General features: G+C 30.4%; 18 protein-coding genes. 3 read left to right on the top strand and 15 right to left on the bottom strand.

Annotated features, from left to right (window positions below; genetic code table 11):
• Window positions 1-3: 3 nt before the first annotated feature.
• The 15 genes from C1I91_RS05245 to C1I91_RS28510 all read right to left on the bottom strand — a co-directional run bounded on the left by C1I91_RS05245 (window position 4) and on the right by C1I91_RS28510 (window position 15,280).
• Window positions 4-1,941 carry a TOMM precursor leader peptide-binding protein gene (locus C1I91_RS05245; RefSeq protein WP_128211781.1) on the bottom strand — a complete coding sequence of 646 codons (1,938 nt, stop codon included), beginning with the start codon at window positions 1,939-1,941 and terminating at the stop codon, window positions 4-6.
• Window positions 1,942-3,159, bottom strand: a complete 1,218-nt coding sequence (locus C1I91_RS05240) for a hypothetical protein (protein ID WP_128211779.1) — start codon at window positions 3,157-3,159, stop codon at window positions 1,942-1,944.
• Window positions 3,152-4,231, bottom strand: a complete 1,080-nt coding sequence (locus C1I91_RS05235; RefSeq protein WP_128211777.1) for a hypothetical protein — start codon at window positions 4,229-4,231, stop codon at window positions 3,152-3,154. Before C1I91_RS05235 ends, C1I91_RS05240 begins: the two co-directional genes overlap by 8 nt.
• On the bottom strand, window positions 4,203-6,803 hold the full coding sequence (locus tag C1I91_RS05230) for a lantibiotic dehydratase (RefSeq protein ID WP_128211775.1): 2,601 nt from the start codon (window positions 6,801-6,803) through the stop codon (window positions 4,203-4,205). Before C1I91_RS05230 ends, C1I91_RS05235 begins: the two co-directional genes overlap by 29 nt.
• Before the next feature lie 30 nt (window positions 6,804-6,833).
• Entirely contained in the window at window positions 6,834-8,681 is a 1,848-nt protein-coding gene (locus C1I91_RS05225) for a YcaO-like family protein (RefSeq protein WP_128211773.1), read from the bottom strand.
• The gene (locus C1I91_RS05220) at window positions 8,674-9,768 is read right to left on the bottom strand and encodes a hypothetical protein (RefSeq protein ID WP_128211771.1); all 1,095 of its coding nucleotides are present in this window, start codon (window positions 9,766-9,768) and stop codon (window positions 8,674-8,676) included. The genes C1I91_RS05225 and C1I91_RS05220 overlap by 8 nt, the downstream gene beginning before the upstream one ends.
• 11 nt (window positions 9,769-9,779) lie before the next feature.
• Entirely contained in the window at window positions 9,780-10,856 is a 1,077-nt protein-coding gene (locus tag C1I91_RS05215; protein WP_128211769.1) for a hypothetical protein, read from the bottom strand.
• 36 nt (window positions 10,857-10,892) lie between these two features.
• Window positions 10,893-11,953 (bottom strand): IS630 family transposase gene (locus C1I91_RS05210; RefSeq protein ID WP_128211767.1). Its coding sequence is split into 2 segments (ribosomal slippage): window positions 10,893-11,701 and window positions 11,701-11,953, totalling 1,062 coding nucleotides; the frame shifts between segments, so codons are not numbered across the junction.
• 100 nt (window positions 11,954-12,053) lie between these two features.
• On the bottom strand, window positions 12,054-13,409 hold the full coding sequence (locus tag C1I91_RS05205; RefSeq protein WP_164880447.1) for a hypothetical protein: 1,356 nt from the start codon (window positions 13,407-13,409) through the stop codon (window positions 12,054-12,056).
• 165 nt (window positions 13,410-13,574) lie between these two features.
• Complete coding sequence (locus tag C1I91_RS05200) at window positions 13,575-13,751, bottom strand: thiazolylpeptide-type bacteriocin (RefSeq protein ID WP_128211763.1); 177 nt, start codon at window positions 13,749-13,751, stop codon at window positions 13,575-13,577.
• A gap of 53 nt (window positions 13,752-13,804) precedes the next feature.
• Window positions 13,805-13,981 carry a thiazolylpeptide-type bacteriocin gene (locus C1I91_RS05195; protein ID WP_128211763.1) on the bottom strand — a complete coding sequence of 59 codons (177 nt, stop codon included), beginning with the start codon at window positions 13,979-13,981 and terminating at the stop codon, window positions 13,805-13,807.
• Window positions 13,982-14,034: 53 nt separating this feature from the next.
• On the bottom strand, window positions 14,035-14,211 hold the full coding sequence (locus C1I91_RS05190) for a thiazolylpeptide-type bacteriocin (RefSeq protein ID WP_128211761.1): 177 nt from the start codon (window positions 14,209-14,211) through the stop codon (window positions 14,035-14,037).
• A gap of 63 nt (window positions 14,212-14,274) precedes the next feature.
• Complete coding sequence (locus tag C1I91_RS05185; protein ID WP_128211759.1) at window positions 14,275-14,454, bottom strand: thiazolylpeptide-type bacteriocin; 180 nt, start codon at window positions 14,452-14,454, stop codon at window positions 14,275-14,277.
• 63 nt (window positions 14,455-14,517) lie between these two features.
• Complete coding sequence (locus C1I91_RS05180) at window positions 14,518-14,685, bottom strand: thiazolylpeptide-type bacteriocin (RefSeq protein ID WP_128211757.1); 168 nt, start codon at window positions 14,683-14,685, stop codon at window positions 14,518-14,520.
• Window positions 14,686-15,073: 388 nt separating this feature from the next.
• Window positions 15,074-15,280, bottom strand: coding sequence for a hypothetical protein (locus C1I91_RS28510; RefSeq protein ID WP_205694281.1), 207 nt, complete (start codon window positions 15,278-15,280; stop codon window positions 15,074-15,076).
• Between the two features lie 590 nt (window positions 15,281-15,870).
• Between C1I91_RS28510 and C1I91_RS05175 the strand changes: the two genes are divergently transcribed.
• The 3 genes from C1I91_RS05175 (at window position 15,871) to C1I91_RS05165 (ending at window position 18,347) form a co-directional block, all read left to right on the top strand.
• Window positions 15,871-16,933 (top strand): IS630 family transposase gene (locus C1I91_RS05175; RefSeq protein ID WP_238475849.1). Its coding sequence is split into 2 segments (ribosomal slippage): window positions 15,871-16,392 and window positions 16,394-16,933, totalling 1,062 coding nucleotides; the frame shifts between segments, so codons are not numbered across the junction.
• Between the two features lie 166 nt (window positions 16,934-17,099).
• The gene (locus C1I91_RS05170) at window positions 17,100-17,618 is read left to right on the top strand and encodes a YcxB family protein (RefSeq protein WP_128211755.1); all 519 of its coding nucleotides are present in this window, start codon (window positions 17,100-17,102) and stop codon (window positions 17,616-17,618) included.
• Between the two features lie 93 nt (window positions 17,619-17,711).
• Window positions 17,712-18,347: a hypothetical protein gene (locus C1I91_RS05165; protein ID WP_128211753.1), complete on the top strand. Its 636-nt coding sequence runs from the start codon at window positions 17,712-17,714 to the stop codon at window positions 18,345-18,347.
• Window positions 18,348-18,570: the final 223 nt, after the last annotated feature.

Here is an 18,570-nt window from a genome sequence, read left to right as displayed (position 1 = left end):
CTCCTATGGAAATGGATGAGGGTTAAGATTCATCTCAAATTCAGTTGAAAGCCCTCTTCTGATTCTTTCATCCAGTATTCTTTTATTTATGATTCTCTTATATTGCTGACCAAAAGCAATAGGAAGCATACCTGGAACGAAAACCTTAGCAACATGTAAGCCTTGTTTTTCTATTAGCTTAGGTGTTAGATCTACAATATAGACATCATCATAATGTAAAAGTACTTTGTCTAAAAGTTCTTCTAAATCCTCACTTAAATAAGAATTTTTATACTTATTTTCTTTATAGTAATCTTTATATACTTCTTTAATGGACTTACAATTGTCTGTTTTCAAAGCAAAATCTAGAATCTTAGAATTCTCTTGAGAGGCATAATATAGCACATGATCATGGAATTCTGTAACTGCTTTAGGATTAGAAATAAGCATATTTACTCTTTTGCTCATCTCTTCGCTCTCTTTAATCTGTTTTTCATATATAGGAAGAGAAGTCAACACCTCTAGAGCCGCAGATTCTAGCGCCTTTTCCGGATTAAAGTTGCTTCCAGCGGCATTGTAGCACTTCATAGCTGCATCACCATTAGTATTGTGTATAAGTGCCCACACTGTTGGAATTCCTAGCTCCATTGATATATCAAAGAACCTAACCTCAATACCGCTTTGTTTAAGCAGAAATATCAATTCCTTTAACTCCTTTAGATTTGTACTTTCTACGTCTATCTCTTGAAGAGGAAATCTGTTGTACCATTCGCACAAGAAGTTATCTCGTTCTATTACCTCGAAAAGTCCATGAAGAACTGCTTCCTCAAAGCTACTTCCTAAAGCCATACCATTTGAACTCTCATAAACAAATCTATTTGCTCTATCATCTCTATAAAAGTTGTCACCATAATATATAGATTGCTCTGGTATAAGTACTTTTCTCTTTTCTCTCATTGAGTAAACCCATTTCCAATACACCGGAAGTGTTTCTGAGTATCTTTTTATTCTATAGGCAGGATGTTCCCATTCCTCTGTGGTATGAAGTCCCAATCTTTCAGGATTTATTGCAATATCCTTCACCTCTTCATAAGTCGCATATAGCTTAGACTCTGTCTTTCTATCAAAACAACCACAGTATCTTTCTATTGCTTCCAATCTACATATATCTTCAGCTCTCTTTTTTGAATAAGCTCTCCCGAACCCTGCTTCCACATAGTTAGGTGCAAGTTTAAGCTCTAATCCATATGCAGGTATATTAGAAGACAAGTATTCCCTATAAAAGTGTGTAAACACTCCAGTAGTGGTATCATAATATCTTTTAAACAGTTCATCTGTTTTTACTTCTGTCTTAATCCTATACTTTTCAGGATCTGGTTTTATATCCTTATGAAAAACCCCACTAAAGCTATTCTCATTATCTTCTTCTAGCTCTCCACAAAAACTACAAAATTCATCCTTCACTAATCTAAACCGCTTTGTTTCTCCACTATTAAAATTTATATTCTCAAGATAACAATGATATCTTTCTAAGTACCTAGCATCACTTTTAGCTATTTGAAAGAATTCTTTTAAAAACGCTTCCGTAGGCTTATCCCACAGGAAAGGTACTTCCTTGTCAGCGCAAACAGTTAATAAGTTCTCAGTGCCTTGCTGCTTCATGTTCGAAATGGAGCAGAATAAACATGGATCATCTTTATCCAATACCAAGGGTCCTACCAACAAGGTGCTTAGCAGTCTGTGAAAATAGAATGTGTTATTTTGCTTGTGTGCTATAGCTTGCTCTTGAAGACCTTTATAATTAAGATTATCGGCAAATACAAAAACTATATCTTCTGACTGCTCAAGCTCCTCCTTACCTACAAAAGAAAACTGAATATTACTGTCTTCTAACAGTCTAACTACCTTTTTCATAAATAAACTTTCATTTTTATATATAGAAATACTGCTCACATTGGCCACCTACCTTTCCTCCAACCGTAATACATGTATATCTTCCTTAAGCAACTCGTCCACCTTAAGTATCTGAAGTTTGTACTTTTCACCTAATTTATCTTTTAAAAGCTTAACATCTCCAATTGGCAATAATTCTAATGCTGTTTCTTCACTATACCCATTATCCTTTTCCCTATCAAAGGATATACAATTTTGATGCTGCACTGCATAGAAATGTTCTAAAACTCTTACGTATAATTTCTGCGGATCATATCCATAAAGCCATTGAGTACAGCTTTCATCACCTAATCTAGCTCTCATTGAATATACACTTAATGTTTTATGCTGCTTTACTTCTACTCTGAGACTATCCTTTAAAGACTCAAATTTATCTATCATCTTATGGATAATAACTTGATTCTTTTCCTTATTAAAAAATATTATTTTCTTTTCCAATTCCTCTGGTTCAAACCTATTAAAAAGTAACTCTATGCTATTTTCTAGTAGCACTTCCCAATTATCTGCTGTAATCCAGTTATAGTTTGAATATACCTCCTTAAGCTTAAGGTCAATATTCTTATAAGAGGCCCTAAGATCCTGGATTATACCATCAACGCCTGCATAGTATGTCCCATTGTTTGAAACAGATATTTTATAAGGTATCTGAACTAAATCAGTTTTAACACTGGAAAAATCATAAATTGACTTATTCTGCCATATAGAGATAGCATCTAGCTTCTTCAAGCTATTTTCTGAATTTTGGAACAATTCTTCCTGTAAAGATACTTCTTCTAATGCATAATCTTTCAAAAGCCAAATTCGTCTTACTATATCTCTGCTCTCTAAATCTATTAGTATATTTCTGTTTTCATCAGAGATAAGTTTATTTTTTGCTATAGCCTTTTCATATAGCTCAACAAAGGGATCTACTTCAATATCTTTTTTTAGAATTTTTATTTCATTCATATGCTCCAAATACTCATTGGTTATAACCATGCTTTTACTGTTAAGTACATAGCGGTTGTAACTAATTTTCTCTTCATTCTTAATTCCTATATTCTTTTTAGCACTTTTATTAAGAAGTCCTTCTGCTAGTTCTTCTGTAATTTCGCAAATGTCATTGTGGTCCAGTTTAAATAATTTCACAAACTTTTCCTTTGAATCCTTTGGCATCTTTATCTTATTAAGTGCCACTTCATCACAAATATAAATATTATTATTATCATTTATGATCCAATTACCCATTTACCACTTCACCTCCATACTTTACACTCATTTCTTGGTATATATCCCTCCAAGTCATGTTATATTTACCTTCAACACTTTCTGCTACAAGACCGGTTATCTTTTGTTTTTGTAAAGGCGATATATGAAGTAATGGCATTAAAGAATATAAAGTGCTTATTATATATCTATAGACTATAAAACCTTTTTCATGGTACAAGCTTACAAACTTTTTATTTGAATAAAAGGTCTTATGAAAGTCATGTGCATTCTTATGCCTATCAAAAAAATCATCAGCCATATACATATTATTAATATAAAGTTCACCCTCATCAAAAGCCTTAGATATGATAGGTCTCACTGCATCTATTAGCTCCTTCAGCTTTGAAAATATAAGTTCTGAATCAAACTCTTTATTAAGAAAGCGGTCTACTCCATGCTTTATAAATTGTTTTTCTTCTTCACTCCTATATTCAATGAAGCCTAGCCATTTATCTTTTGCCTGTTGATTATTTATTTCTAAAAGCTGCTGCTTAAAGTATTCGTAATTAGATCTAAGAGAAAGATATCCTACTCTTATACCATTTGGATTTAGAGCTGAGGTTATAAAAAACATTTTCGTAAGTTCTATATTTTTTTCTTCCTCATTAAGCTGACACCACTTTTCATCAACTGAACATATAAATTTTGTCTTTAATCTCTCTATAGCAAGATTGACCCTATCTGAACTCAACCTTTTCCTTTCTTCAAGAAAACCATTAGCTTCTATAATCAATTGGCCATCCTCGTATAGCGGCGTTACTTCACAGTCAACTTCCTCTAATCTCTGTACACTTTTAATAGCTTTTTCAAATCTTTCATAATGTTTTTTTGAGTATTCAGTTTTGCTTTCCTCTAACAATCTTTTTACATAGTCTTCTAGGTCAGCATTAATTCTTTCTTCTGGATATGTTATCTCTATATGAAAGCCTTTTATAAATCCTTTTTGAATAGTTACATCTTCTAATCCATTTTTATTTATAAAATTAATGATATGACTCATGAAATCGTGGCTTTTAAAACTATCATATACATAACATCTTAGAACTCTCATTGACCACACCTCCCTCACTAGTAAGTTCATATATATATTCTTTTACATATTTATCCTTGGCCTCTGATATAGGAAGCTCCTCTTCGATAATTATGTGTTTATTTTTTTGTAAAGTTTGCGTAAAAAGTTCGAAAAGGTGAGGAGAATCTAAGTTTATAAATTGTGGCTTTCTATCACTTTTTCCAATGTTGATATCATCAATATCCATAGTGTAAGCTCTTACGTAAAACTTTATCGGAATACCTTCTTTATTAAAGCTTTGTATAATCTTACTCCAAAGTTCAAATTTATTATTTATATTACAGTTATTTAGAAGATACTCTGATGACAACACCCACTTAGCCCTGGACACCACAACTTCTCCACTATCTCCCATCGATATTCTTGGTACTTTTATGACCTTATCTTTATCATAACTATCATCTTTTACAATAGTTCTAAGCACTAACTCACCTAAGTCAAAATATATGGTGCTATGAGATGAAAGCATATCAAATATGTTCATCAAGGATGGTGTTGCTAGAGAAATAAGCGTTCCTAAAAATTGAGTCTTTATTGTTTCTCCAGTACCTTTATGGAATAACTCAACTTTTTTAGTGTATTCATTATACCTAAATCCTAGATCCTCCCACCCTAAAGCATTTTCAGACTGCTTACCATATCCAAAGGGCAGATTGAAATATCTCTTTGATAGCTCAGCTCTTACATTTGCATTAAATCCAAAGGTATTTCTAATATCTGTTACTCCTATACTGTTAAAGTATTTATCAATATACTTTTTATATTTGTCATCAAGGCTATCCAAATATTTTAGAAATCTACTAAAGTAAATTCCGTAGCCCTTATATAAATGATTTATCACAAGTTTTTTTCCTTCTTCCCCTTCTTGAACAAAAAATGAGTGGGATACAACATCTTTGCTTATCAACTCTCTAACAGGCTTTATATTTTCTTCTATATACTGTCTATTTAAAACAACCTCAGAGTCACTAGTATGATCCTTAATATAATAAATGAGGTTTTTAGAGAATTCATTTAGCATAGCTACATCCTTATTGGCAAACTCTCTCTCCCAGTTATAGTCTCCTAAGAACATATTTTTCTCATCATCTCCAAAAGAAAACACCTCGGATAGCTCTCGTAAAACCTTTGACATCTCTCTTGAATCTTTTGGATTAATCTCTTTGTCATATTTTTCTTTAAAATACTCACCAGTTATAAACTGCATTCTCACAATTGGATCTAAGGACATAGCTATTAACTGATAATAAGAAAGTGTGTCCAGTATGCTTGCATCTAGCTTTCCGTAATTATCTTCTAGCTTGTGATCTATTCCGTCTATATATAATAAATTTCTTCGCTTTAGCTCCCCTATATTTACTTTTGCAGCCAACGCCTCTATCTTTGTGTAAATATTCATCACTTTTTTATAGTCTATAGTATCTCCGAAGTCTTCAAGCAGCTTTTCCACTTCTTCTAATTCACTAATAAACACTTCATCATATCCATACTTTTTAAGGTAGTATATAATTTCTTGAATGATACTTTCAGCTTGTTCATCTAGGTAATCAATTCTTTCTAACACGCTTTGACCTATTAGATTGGTTAAGACCTTTTTTGCCTTATCTTGTTGCAAGCCTAAAGTCTCTAAAAACTCAATCATTTCCTTGAAAGAAACTTCTTTCTGCTCTGTTAACTTTTTGAATAGAGCTTCAAATACAGAATTATGCTTGAACACATACACCACCTGGCTTGACATATGTAAAGTATCATTATCAGTAGGATTTCTTAGAACTGTAACATAGTATTTACCATCCTTCTGCATCAAGGTCTTGCATACTCTATATGATAGTTGCTCCATAATAGCAGGCTCTTTACATATTTCATCAAATATTCTTAGTATGATGTTATTACTTATTCTGGCATAGAGCTTCTTCTCTCCTTTTTTATTAATACCTCTACAGCCGATTCCTGAATAGGTCAAGTTAGCTAGAGGACTTGTCTTCATCACAGCTCTTGTCAAAAACTTTACCAGTACTGAATCTAACTTTTCTAAGCTTCTATCATGCTTACTTATTGGCTTATCCAAGTATTTTTTCAGCTTACCAATTATAGTATCGTTGGTTAAAATAATTGAATTTCTTAACGCTTCATCTACTAAAAAAGTACTTCTTATTTTTTCTCGCTCTTCTGTATAAAGCTCATGAAATTCTTCTTCCAAATCTGAATACTCTTTTCTAAGTTCTTCTTGCTTATCTACTACATTTTTTATCTTTTCTAAAAGCTCCACCTTAATATTTTCCGAGATTGCTTCCAGCCTTCTATAAGCTGAAGCTCTCATGTTATGAAGATCTCGCTTCAAATTTATAACTTTTTTTCTTAAATCATCACTGTCTATTTCTTTTACTTGTTTCTCTAATATATCTGTAAGCTCCTTTGTTTCCACTTCTACTCTTTGATGATTTTCTAAGTATGCTCTATACTTACCTGCAATTTTATCTTTTAATAAAAAATCTACATAGTATAGTGGAAAATTTGTCTCCCTATAAATACTGATAGGTGAAAGTTCCATTATATCTATACCTTCTTTCCTTTATATTTTTTATGGAAATGGATGAGGTGCCAGGCTTACCTCTACACCCTCACAATGCCAAAGCTTTCTCAAAGCTTCTATTCTTTCATAACAAATCATTCTATTATCTTCTCCAAACCATAATTGTTGAATATTTGGTATCAATACCTTTACAAGTTCCAAATTAAAATCCTTATATCCAAAAGGTGTCTGCCTTACTATAAAAACATCTCCATATCTATCACTTAAGCTATTAAGAAGCTGTCCAACAATTATTCTTAAATTTATTTTTTCATCGTGACCTCTGTTAAAATACTCCTCATAAAGATTTTGAATAGTATGGGATTCTTTTATTTCAGTTAGAAAATTAAACAAATACTTTTCTGACTCCAAAGAGTAAAGTATTGGATGATCAGTAAGCTCTTTTACTCCAACCTTCTTTATGTCTACTGCCTTCTCCTTGATGCTTTCAATTTCTGGACTATAATACTCTAAAGCTAGTAGCATTTCATGAAGAGCTGCTGATATTGCACTTATTGGGTTATGATTAGCTGCCGCTGTTGAATAAGTAGCAAATTGCTTAATTCCCTTTCCTTCACAGAAAGCCCATACCGTAGGAATAGTTTCTTCAATCCTAATATCATATAAGGATACTTTATAGCCTAATTTTTCTAGCTTTCTTATTAAAGTATTAATGGTTTCATCTTCTATTGCCCCTAGGTCTATCTTCTTAGGACTTCTTTGTAAGTACCAGTGATTTAGAAAGGCATCCCTTTCTATAAGCTCCATACAAGCATAGTAAATGCTATCAACAATAGTACTGCCTAAAGCGTTTCCATTAGAACATCCTTTAAACACCATACAATCATTACCACTATACTCATCATCAAATTTGTAATAAGCTAAACTTTCAGGAATATAGTATGTGTTCTTATTTTTCCATGAAAAACTCTTTATCCAGTTAGTTTTTATCTTTTCATCATACTGTATAAGTTTAGAATTTCTTCCTTGCACATCTTTTAAAAATATATTAGGATCCATTACAAGTTCTTTTAGACTTAGCTCTTCATAACTAGCTGATATAATCTCTGCTTCTCTCCCCCTAGGATGCATGCCTCCATATCTTTCAAAAGCCTCAAAGATGGAATGGTATAAGGTTGTCTGTAGGTTAGTACCTGAGCCTATGCCCATACCATAGTAATCTTTGTTTTTTAATCTAAAATAGGAGGTAACTGAGAAAAACTTATCTACACTGTAGTCTTTATATATGAAGAAGTTTGAATCTGTATTTTTATTAGAAAGTAATTGGTTAAGGCTTGAATAATTCTGAGGTGAATAATAAGAATTATATTTATCTAAATATATATCTTGACTAAAAGCTTCATTTATTAATAGCGTGTCATCTTCTATGCCATTTTTCGTACAATCCTTGCAACTGTTGCTTGGCCAATAATAATTCAGCTTAATATTATTATTTTGATCTATACTATAGTACATTAAGTTTTTATTGCTTTTATCAAGATACCTATACCAAAGCGTCTCTATAAGGTTATTAATTATTGGTATATTCAAGTGAATACTTCCAAGCATCATCGAATTTGTAGGATTTTCTCTATATTCATATTCTCTCTTATTATATCTTCTTCTTTCCTTAAAGCAGCTTGGACACCCTATATGATTATTACTGAAAAATGGTCCAATTATAACTTCGTTGTAGTCAATGTATATATATAAATACTCTTCGTAAAGTAAGCTATGCTCATAAGCTTCATCACCATACTCTATAAAACATGGCATTTCTGTTCCATTGCACAACTGCAAAGCTGCAAAATGTTCTTTTCTATTAATTAACTCTGTTAAAGCCTTTATCTCACACACTATTATCACCTCCTAAGATTATAAACTTATATCTTGTACTTAAAGCATCTTCATATACTTTGAGTTCAAAGGGCTGCTCTTTTATATCAAAGCTTGTATCCTTTACTTTTGGATTGTTACAATTGTAATATTCCTTCTTTTTTAGCTTAATCCAAAGGTCTAATAAGCAATCTTCTATTGTGCTTCCAACGGTGGTATACTTTCCTGACTTGGTTATCAATTCTATATACTTTGTTTCAAAGAAATCCTTACAAGTTACGTATCTAGCTTTAAGAAGCTCTCCTTCAAGCTTAAGCAGCTTATAGGTTTCGTTGTGCTCCAAATTTACTTCTGTCCAATTAATATCCTCACATTTTATTTTTTCAGCTTGTGATATATAATCCAAACAGGCACTTTTAGTAGTAAATCCTATACCAAAACCTGAATAATTATAATAATTTTTCAATACAAATCTAAACAATTTCTCTATAGCTGCTTTTTTATTAAGGCCATAGAATACAAATCTTTCTCCAAAGATATCAGCACTTAACTCCCATATATCCTTTAAGATAAACTGCTTATTATCAACAATTTCACTTATAAGCTCCCATTCTAAGTAACTTTCATTTACCATGCTTTCCTCTTTAGGCATCTCATTAGGTAATAACCTATTGCACCTCAAAGGACAGCACTTAGCATGAGCTATATTTCCTGCATTCCTTACTTCTACTATTCCTTTTTCATCCAAAGTAAAGAGCTTATCCTCATCGTAATAAATCTCATCAAATTCTTCGGGAATAACATACTCCTCGTTACTCCCAAAAGGGTATTGTAAGGCAAGACATTTCTCGCAACAGTTTTCTATAAGTAAGATTTTATTACCAAGGCTATACTTATGCTTTGCTATTTTGCCCTTTTTAGAATGATCCTTTTTTAACTTATCAAATATTGCTTCTTTCAAAATCTCATGTTTTTGGTCCAAAAGAACATTTGTAAACATATCCTTTACTTCCTTGTAGGGAGTCTTAGGTAAGGAAATCACCTTATTCCCACCTAATATTTCAACCCCCTTCGAGGTTTCAATTATCTTAATAACATCCTCATTCATAATAGCCTCCTTTATATAAAAACTGATAACTCTTCAGTTACTTTATCAAAATCATAAGGATTAGGATTAGCTTCTTCTAAGACTATAGCTAATTCTTTATACTTACTTAAGTAATTATTTATATGTCTAAGCATCTGATTAAAGAAAAATGAATCTCTTATATCTATAAAGATTGGCTTATGAAGACCTTTTTCTGCAAAAATAAATTCCAGTCTCATATTATTTATTGGAAATAGTCTTATAAAGAATTGCTCTGGTAATTGATATTTTCGCCTTAATTCATGAAATTTTATATATCCATCTAAATCCTCTGATATTCCCTGAAAAAGCTTATTGTGTAGTATCTTTTTTCTTCTTTGTATCACTATGTTTTCAAAGCTTATTTCACCAATTTCTTTATAGTCTTCAATTGTAATATCTGCATAATTTATAGTAAATCCATTTAAAAATTGATCTTGTGTCAAATAACTTATTATTCTAAAATCTTCCTCTAGATAAGCCGCAGCTAAGGTTCCTGCATAAACTGGAAGAAACTTTTTGTTATCATATATTAACTCAAACCTACTTTTGTTACCATTCCAGCCTAATCGACATCTATCAAGCCCTATACTATCACTGCTTTCTACCTTATCCTTAACTTTTAATTGGTATTTATAATTTAATTTAATATTATTAGGACTAAAGCCATAACTAGGGCAATATAAAGCTAGCTCTTCCTGCTTAACATCTAATTTTATTTTTAACTGCTCTACAGCTTTTTTTATCTCTTCCTCTCCACAATGTTGGAACATGTATGATAAGTAAGAACTTTGTATATTATTAATAAAATATCTGTCTTCCATATCTCTCTGGATTAGAAGATTGTGATAATTTGTATTATGAACTGCTAGCTTTTCAAGCTGATTCTTTATATTAATTAAAAAATCCTCTTGCAAAACCACGTCTTTTCCTGACAAGGTTCTTTTTATCTTATTTTCATAGCTTTCATATAAGCTATACAATGTTGAAGAACTGTCGTTTTGTGTAAAAACGCTCTGTTTAAAATTATCACTTGCCCTATAACCTTCATACAACTCAAGATATTTCAACAAAATATCCTTTATATATATATTGCAAATTGGTTTCTACAATCTAACACATAGCCTGTCTATTGTTTGAGTAGGAACCTTATTTATGTTACTTATAAACTTTTGAATTGCAGTTCTAACTTGTGGCAGAGATTTATAAAAGACATTGTTAATAACAGATGCCTTTAGCCATCCCCATAACCCCTCTATAAGATTCATTTCTGGACTATACGGTGGTAAAAACATCAATTCAAGCCTATCTTTAACTCTATTAAGAAATGGCTGAATCAGCTTTGCATGATGAATCTTAGCATTGTCTAATACCACAACAATTTTTCCTTTTGGATACTGCTTAAGTACGTTTTCTAAAAAGTCATTAAATATCTTAGCGTCATATCTTTCATGTTCCTCGCAATATACGTTACCAGTCTCGTAATCCAATATTCCCATAAGTTTAACACCTGCATTTTTACCGAACGTAGGAATTTTCCTTTGTTGTCCTCTTATAAACCAGCTCTTTTGAATTGCTTGATAATCTCTAATCATTGATTCATCTTCAAATAAGATGGTATCAACTAAGCCATTGAGGCATTTTTTTAAAGCTTTAAAGTCACTTTTAAAAATTTCTTGCTTTTCTTTATCAGCTTTCGCTAAGACGTAAGTAGGTCTAGTATAACTTAAATTTAATCTATGAAGTACATATGCTATTCCTCTATGTGACATATTTATATTAAATTCTTTAATAACCCATTGCCTCACTAATTCAATAGTCCAATTCATTTTAGATTCGAAGCCTACATCTTCTGGAGTTTTTGTAGTTATAGTTTCTACAATGAGCTTCTCTTGAAGTGAATTGATTTTCTTTGCGCTCCGCCGCCGTGGCCAATATTTAATCCATCTATTCCTTTTGATTTATAATTTTTTATATATGTAGAAACAGTATGTTCTTCTAGATTCTCCATTTCAGCTATTTTTCTATTTGTAAATCCATCAAAATGCTTAAGTAAAACAGAATATCTTTTATATAACCTTGTGTTTTTAGTCTTTTTTAAAGCTGATTTTAACTCGTTTATATCATCTTCATGCCCAGCAATCTTATTAAGAATCAAAATATCCATATTTAAAACCTCGCTATAATTTTTATTTTATATTCTAGTTTGGATATTTTAGTTATCTTATATTAATGGATGTTCTTACCTAAATATCATATCGAAATTTTCATCTTGCAACATATATATCTTTAAAATCTTTTGGGATTGAAAGTTCAAGTTCATCTTTAATAAAAAACCTGAGCAATAGTCTTCTGTCGAATATGGGTAGTATTTTAGCTATCTTATTTAAATTCTCTTTTGTTTTTTTATCTAAACTACAAGAAGCGTATTCTTTACTAAAGTAGTTATTTTCCGTTAGAAAGGGTTGATTAATATCACTTTTAAACTCATCATATCCTAATATTTCGAAACTACTTCTAACTCTATCCTTAATTTTATCTACAATATCCCTTCTATTTACCATATTGTCTATACCAGGAATATTATTTACGTAATCTTTAATTTCTTGCAGATTTTTATAAAGAGACTGCAAACTTTCTGATTCACAGGAAAATTCAAAGCATATGTCTATGAGTTCTTCTAAGGTTGGTTCCTTGTGCTTAAGAAGTATTGTATTAATTAAAAAACCGCATTGCTGAAGCTTATTAACCTTCTCAAGTCCGTCTTTTCCTCCTCCAAACAAGACTATAAGCTCATTTCCCTTTAATATAGTGCCACTTTTCATAGTTTCTTTAAGCCTTAAATGAAGACTATACTTTTTATATTCATTTCCTATAAATTGACTTTTGCTACTAAGCTGGCTAAAACAGCTTTTTGCGACAAGCTTGTTTCCTTTCTCTTCATATTCTATAAGGAAGAGACTTTTATAGATAACTTCTTCTTTTTGCAAAAAACTATATAATAGCTTCAATATAACCAGATAATCTATCTTCACTTTGCTTCGATTATTATTGTCTACAACCAGTGATGTATAAGAAGATAGCGGTGCACTCTTGGCAAAGCCTCTCATTACAGTCTTCCAAAGTTTACTTAAATCTTTATGTCTTCTTCTACATAGAGTCTTATGCATACTGTAATTTGCTATAAGAACAGCATTGTTGAAATAAGGATTTTTAAAGAATATGTTGAACATATTTTCTGAAGACTGCTTAACTAAATCATTATATTTCCCCTCAATATATGCTTTATCAGCTTTAATTCTATCCTCTAACTGAGCCACATTACTTACTTCGATCCTTAGTTTTTCGCTTATATCCTCAAACTTTGGAATATTATTGAACTTATACTTTCCTTTCTTAAGCATGTGTTGTAAGTAAATATAGCAGATTCGATGTTTCTCATCTGTATCAATCAAATTTGACAGCTTATCCTTCAGCTGCTCCTTTATTTGAAAAAACAACTGATACTCTTCTATGAATTTAATAAAAGCCTTATAGAATTCATCACTAATTAAAATTTCCTGTTTATCTATGTGATTTAATCTCGAATAAACTAATTCCATTTTACACACTACCTTTTTCATAATTTAAAAATAATCAACTTCTAAAAATTAATTATTTTTAAATTATGAGCTTTTATTTTTAGGAAATTGCATAATTGGAATTATGCAATTTCCCAAAATCCATATATGCCTTATATTAAGGTCTATTCTATGAGTTAAGGCATTGACTATAGATAATATTTTTTATTATGCACAACTTGATGAGCAAGTTGATGAGGATGATGATCCACAGGTTGAGGTTGATGATCCATTTCCGCCTGATGCTGCTGTTGATGGCACTGCTTGTACATTATCCATCTCTATAACCTCTATATCAAAATCATCAAGTATATTGTTTAATTCCTTTACATTTTCCTTATTCATTTTATTTAATTCCTCCCACAATTTTATTTTTAATATTTTTTATTGGTTTATTTTTATGCACAGCTTGATGAGCAAGTTGATGAAGATGATGATCCACATGTTGAGGTTGATGATCCATTTCCGCCTGATGCTGCTGTTGATGGTACTGCTTGTACATTATCCATCTCTATAACCTCTATATCAAAATCATCAAGTATATTGTTTAATTCCTTTACATTTTCCTTATTCATTTTATTTAATTCCTCCCACAATTTTATTTTTAATATTTTTTATTGGTTTATTTTTATGCACAGCTTGATGAGCAAGTTGATGAAGATGATGATCCACATGTTGAGGTTGATGATCCATTTCCACCTGATGCTGCTGTTGATGGAACTGCTTGTACATTATCCATTTCTATAACTTCTAGATCAAAATCATCAAGTATATTGTTTATTTCTTGAACCTTTTTTTCTTCCATTCTTTTCACCTCCTTCATATGAAAATTTATATATTTTCAAGTTATGGCTAATTATATATGACATTAGCTACAACATGCTGAACAAGTTGATGAGGATGATGATCCACAGGTTGAAGTTGATGACCAGCCATTTCCACTTGATGCTGCTGTTGATGGTACCGCTTTTACATTGTCCAGTTCTATAACTTCTATGTCGAAATCATCAATTATATTGTTTATTTCTTGAGCCTTTTTTTCTTCCATTTTTTCACCTCCTTAATATGTATTGTTTATATATTTTCAAGTTATAGCTAATTATCTATAACATTAGCTGCAAGAGGATGAACAAGTTGATGAAGAGGATGATCCACAAGTTGATGTCGATAATGGAAATATACCTGCTCTAGAAGCCGCTGTTGATGGCATTACATCTATGAACTCAAGCTCACTCACCTCAATATCAAATTCACTAAATATGTTGTTTTTATTCTCCATTATATTTGCCTCCTTTTATTTATCTCGTGCTTTTATTTGCATAAAAACTTAATTTACTATTATATTTTCATACTCATATGTCTAACTAAGTTTTTTTATATTTGTTGTATCAACTGAGTACATGTTTATTATAAAATCTTAAGGCTAACACTTTGGAAATATATAACAACATGTCCATTTTTAATAATCAACGTATTTTTATTCATTTATTTATATAATGGTTGCTTTTTTTGCAATAATATATGTGCAAAACTGCTGTTAACACTTAACTATATAAATTAATTCAGATTAATAATTAAATACTATTAATAGCTAGATTTTTATAAGTTTTTTTCTTATATAAATCAATTTAAATATATAGAAGAATAGCTATTCTAGTTCTAAAATCTTAAAAATAATAGAAATAAAACTTACCTGTTAGTGCTAACTTTATTGATTTGTATCCTTTACTTTTAATTGGTATATCCTTATATATAGCATTTAATAACAAAATTTCTATTTCACCTAAAACGCCAATATTTTTAGACAGCATTTTCAATATAATACAAACAAAAACTTGTATCGCTGTATTTCGCGCTAAAATACCGTAAGCCAACAATTAAATACTTTTTGCAACAATTAATCCCATGCAAATCTCTATTTCTATGCTTTTAATTAACAAAGTGCAAATATTGACAATGTTTATCTATCAGAAAAATGCTGTCTTATTATGTAGAATTCATTCAATTTTAGAGTGAGAATATCGGTTACCAAACTAAATACAGTTACCTTTTTATAGTTTGTAACGTAATTTGTATACATCAAAAAATTAAGGTTAGTTTATAGCTTTTTGTATACATGTGGAATTTCTAGACAGTAAAAAAGAGGCTGTAGCATATGAATTGAATTAATTCACATACAACAGCCTCCTTGAGGTAAAAGAAAATATTGAATTTATAAAAAATGATAATTATAAGATTTTTGCAATAAATTTATTAAGTACAAATTGATGATTTACTTGTATAATATGTTTAAAGCTAATACAAAAAATTTATCATCAAGCCATATATAAAATTGCAATTTTGCCCTATATATTTAAAATATATAAATTTCAATAATAAAAATTCATAGTAGAATATTACCAAATATATAAATCGCAAATAAGTGCAAAATAATTACAATAATATTTAAAAGGTTGTGATTTATATGGATAATATTTATTCAAATAATACATTAGAATTAAATGAAAAAATTAATGAATTAAAGTCAATTATGAAGGAAACTAAAAATGTACGAATGTATAAAAGATACCTAGTAATATTAAGGCACTTGGAAGGTGCTTCAAATGTTGATATTGCTAAAATGGTTTCTTTAGATCAACATACAGTCGGAGACTACATTAAAAACTACAAAGCTAAAGGATTGCTAGGCTTAGTAATGAAGCATAGTACAGGAGCTCCCAGAAAATTGAGTAAAGACCAAGAAGCCATGATAGTTGAAATTGTAACAAATAAAACTCCTGACGAAGTCGGGTTTGAATCTAGAAAAAACTGGACTATTGAAATAATTAGGCAGTGGGTGATTAAAACATTTTGTATAACCATGAGTCACAGGGGAATCCATGAAATTTTGCATAGATTAAATCTAAGCTATACAAGACCAACCTACGTACTAAAAAAAGCTGATAAAGAAAAGCAAGAAGAATTTAAGGTAACTTTTGAAGACCTAAAAAAAACTAATTAATGGGGAGCTAGCGCATCTTCTGTTCGAAGATGAATCCATGATAAGAGACTATCAAGCTATACAGAAAACTTGGTTTAAGAAAGGTCAGCAGCGTAAAATCCCAACCTACGGTAAAAATGCTGGAGTAAAATTAATAGGGATATTGGATTATGGTACAGGAAAAGTATATTGTGAAGAGCATGAGAGGTATGATGCAGTTGTATTTGAAAGATTCTTAAAGTGTATACTAGAACAATACCCTACGGGTAAAATCGTAATGATACTAGATAATGCAAGAATACATCATGCAAAACTACTTGAGCCCTTTTTATATGAGAATAAAAATAGATTAGAGTTAGTATTTTTACCACCATATAGTCCAGAACTTAATTTGATAGAGGGGTTATGGGGGTGGCTTAAGTCAAGAATAATTAATAATGCATTCTATCCTACCTTATCTAGGGTAAGCGAAGCAGTGCAAAGGTTTATTACACATATAAATAAAACCCCTACAGAAATCATAGACAGGCTATGCATTAAAATGTAGAAGTTTTATTGAAATATATATATATAATAAGTAATATGCTAAGATTTCTTAAATACCATAGCAACTTGCTCATTACTTATTCAAATGATGATAGTGACATATCTAATAAGTCAGATATATTTCATGGTATAAACATTAAATACGGAAAGAAAAGTGGGTGAAATTTATGAAAGTATCCTTTACAAATACTGTTAAAGATATGGTTGAGCTGAATATGCAAGCCAAACCTTCTTCTGGTAGTGAAAGGGTTAAAATATTTTTTATAGCCCTTATTCCATTGATAGTAATAATAGGATTTATATATGACTATTACTGTCTAGGACTAGGCTTTTCATATTGGTATGTAGCCGAATTTATATTCTGCATATTGTGGGTTATATTTTTCCCTATGCTTGGTAACTTATCAGCTAAACTTTTTCTTACTTTTAGGTTAAGAAAGACAGCCTTTCATCCATTAACTATAGAATTATCAGATGAAGGTATAACTAAATATAGTAATAGCTCTTCTAGCTATAAATTTGAATGGGCATCAGTATTAAGTATCATTACTACTGATAATTATATATTTATTTACATTGATCCTACTATAGGATATTCAATCCCCTTGAGTGCTTTTTCTTCTGACGAAGAAAAGAACCACTTTATTAAGTACCTTTATGATCATATTGATATGTATTCAAAGTAATACGTTAATAGGTAAAACAGTCTTCATCCTTTCTCCTTGCCATGCATCATTAGTTTGAAAATATAGATTTACTTTAATAATAAGGAGTTAATAATGTTTAAAAAGATACTACTAGCTTTTTTTGCACTAATAATATTATTGTGCGTAGTTATATTTATTAAAAATGATTTGAATAACAGTAAGTACACCTTTTCTAGTGTAACTGAGGAAATTAACTATAATTGTAGCTTAGTAATGAACGTCGAAAATAAGGTATATAACTATGAAACTGTTAGAATATTTGAGATAGATGCTGATAAAGACAATATCTTATCAAATAAAAATATAGAAGTAAAAAATAATAAATTAAATTACTGTGGCTATCAGATCACAAAGAATCAGGACTTTGTATTTACTTATATAGATAACGAGAAATCAGTATTAAAAATTAAATCTCCTTTATCTGAAGATTTAAGAGAGTTTTTAGTGACATCATTTTTAAAAGAAGGAGTAACAAATATCATAGTATTCCCTTTTAAAAACACTAATAAAATATTTGTCAACGCTCAAGGAAACTTTTATTTTGTAAATTTATTATCTAAGAAGATAACCCCATTAAATCATGGTAAGTATAAAATTCCATCGATGAACTTAAAACAAAATGTAGTAACTATTATAAAAGTTGATGCATTTACAAACCTTACTTACGTTTTTGACGAGGATGGAAATACTATTTGCAAATATTTATAATACTATATTGAAAAGATAGGGTGATTAATATTAAAATATCCTTTACAAACACAATTGAAGATTTACTTATTTTCAATAAAGAATCCAAATCCTCTAAACGTTCTGAGCCTGTAAATATTTTTGTGTATTCTGATTTTCTTCTTAGAAATAATCGATAACTTGAATAATCATAGTATTTATGGCTTTGTCTAATGATGTATATTTTTAGCAATCGAATTATTTA

Origin of the sequence: Clostridium manihotivorum (assembly GCF_004015185.1) — a bacterium.
Classification (GTDB): Bacteria; Bacillota; Clostridia; order Clostridiales; family Clostridiaceae; genus Clostridium_AR; species Clostridium_AR manihotivorum.
This window is presented reverse-complemented; position numbering and strand designations above follow the sequence as displayed.